This window comes from Pseudomonadota bacterium, from assembly GCA_022361155.1.
Taxonomy (GTDB): domain Bacteria; phylum Myxococcota_A; class Polyangia; order Polyangiales; family JAKSBK01; genus JAKSBK01.
This window is the reverse complement of the sequence record JAKSBK010000430.1, coordinates 1-1,705: the sequence shown is the minus strand read 5'-3', so window position 1 is coordinate 1,705 and position 1,705 is coordinate 1. Positions and strand designations below refer to the sequence as shown.

Sequence of the window (1,705 nt, the reverse complement as noted above, 5' to 3'; positions counted from 1 at the left end):
TCGGTCAGGTTGACGCCGTTTGACATTCCCACGATAACGAAGCTCGCGAATCCGAAATATAGGAACGTAGGAAGCGTCAGCGGGTGCTTTTCAAAGGCGACAAAGGGCAAAGCGATGCGATCGCGCAGTGCGAGCCAATCTTCCGGCAAACCCGCAACGCCGTAGAAGAGATATCCGCACACTCCGAAAGCGATCGCAAACTGCCACAACAACTTCGAACGAGCGGACAGACCTCCGCTGTGCTTCTTACGAAGCTTCGACGCATCATCTACGTAACCGATGGCTCCGTACAAAGCGGTTACCGCAGTGACGACCCAGACCATCGTGTTGGTAGGATCTGCCCATAGCACTGTCGAGGCAACCAGAGCCAAGAGGATGAGAGCTCCGCCCATGGTAGGAGTACCGGCTTTGGACAAGTGACTGCTCGGACCGTCCTCGCGTACAACCTGGCCAATCTGCCGAGATTGAAGTGCTCGTATAAACCAAGGATACAAGCCGAACGTCAGCAGCAGGGCTGTCATTGTTGCCGCAAGGACGCGGAAGGGCACGTAGCGCAGCACGTTCAAGAAACCAAGGGCGGCGTGCTCCCTCAATGGGTAGAGCAAGTAATAGATCATTGGAGCCCTCCGGCTGAAATAGCACCCCATTCGTTCACCAGGGCGTCCGCGACTTGCTCCATGGCCATGGATCTCGAGCCCTTTATGAGCACGACGTCGTTGCTGCCCGGTTTGCGACCGGTCAAGACCTGCGACGCGGCGTTCGCTCCGGACACGTGCTCGACCAGGCAATCCTCGCCGGTCTTGCCGGCCTGCTCGATCGCACTGCGGGCTGCCGCCCGCATGAGCTCGCCTCGCGCGACGAACAGCACTGCCCGCGCCTGAACGACGCTGCGCCCCAGCTTCTCGTGCTCGGAGTCGGCACGAGAGCCGAGCTCGGCCATGTCGCCCAGCACGACCATGAGCCTGCCGGCCCGAGCGTGTGCGAGCTGAGCCGCGGTCTCGAGCGCCAGCAAGCACGAGGCGGGGTTTGCGTTGTAGGTGTCGTCCAGCACCAGCACGCCCCGGCCGGTCGCTCGTGGCATCAGGCGGCCAGGCACAGGGTGCACAGCCTCGATGCCGCTGACGGCGTCGTCAAGCTTCGTCCTACCGGCGCAGCCCAGCGCCACGGCAAGCGCGGCGGCGGCGTCCGTCGCCGCTGCTCGCCCGAGCGCGCGCAGCCTGGCCTCGAGCCGCTCGCCCTGCACCGAATACTCGCAGCGCCACCTCAGCATGCCAGGGGGCTCGCCGGCCTCCGCGGGTCCGCAGCAAACCAGCCGAACGTCGGCGCTCTCAGACTCGCCGAATGTCAGGCTGCGCCTTGCTTTCAACCCGCCGAGCGCCTGAGCGAGCGCCCCCGAGTCAGCGTTGTAGACGGCCAGGCCCTCAGCGTTGAGCTCGTGCAACAGCGCGGCCTTTTCGATGGCGATCGCCCCGAGCGATCCAAGGCCTGCGCTATGGGCCAGAGCGACGCTGGTGACGAGACCTACGTCCGGCGCTGCGAGCTCGCTGAGACGTGCGATCTCGCCAGGCGCGCTGCTCCCCAGCTCGACGACTGCTGTATCCACACTCGGATTCAGGCACAAAAGGCTCATCGGCAGACCCACCTGGTTGTTCAGGTTGCCGGCGCTGCGCAGGACCCGGCGACCCGTTGCCGCGAGCGCGCCCGC

At 64.4% G+C, this 1,705-nt stretch carries 2 protein-coding genes; both read right to left on the bottom strand.

Going from position 1 to position 1,705, the window contains the following annotated elements; translation table 11 throughout:
- Positions 1-560, bottom strand: a 560-nt coding sequence (gene mraY / locus MJD61_16540; GenBank protein ID MCG8556870.1) for a phospho-N-acetylmuramoyl-pentapeptide-transferase, incomplete at its 3' end; no start/stop codon positions are given.
- 53 nt (positions 561-613) lie between these two features.
- The coding region (locus tag MJD61_16535) for a UDP-N-acetylmuramoyl-tripeptide--D-alanyl-D-alanine ligase (GenBank protein ID MCG8556869.1) at positions 614-1,705 on the bottom strand (1,092 nt) is incomplete at its 5' end.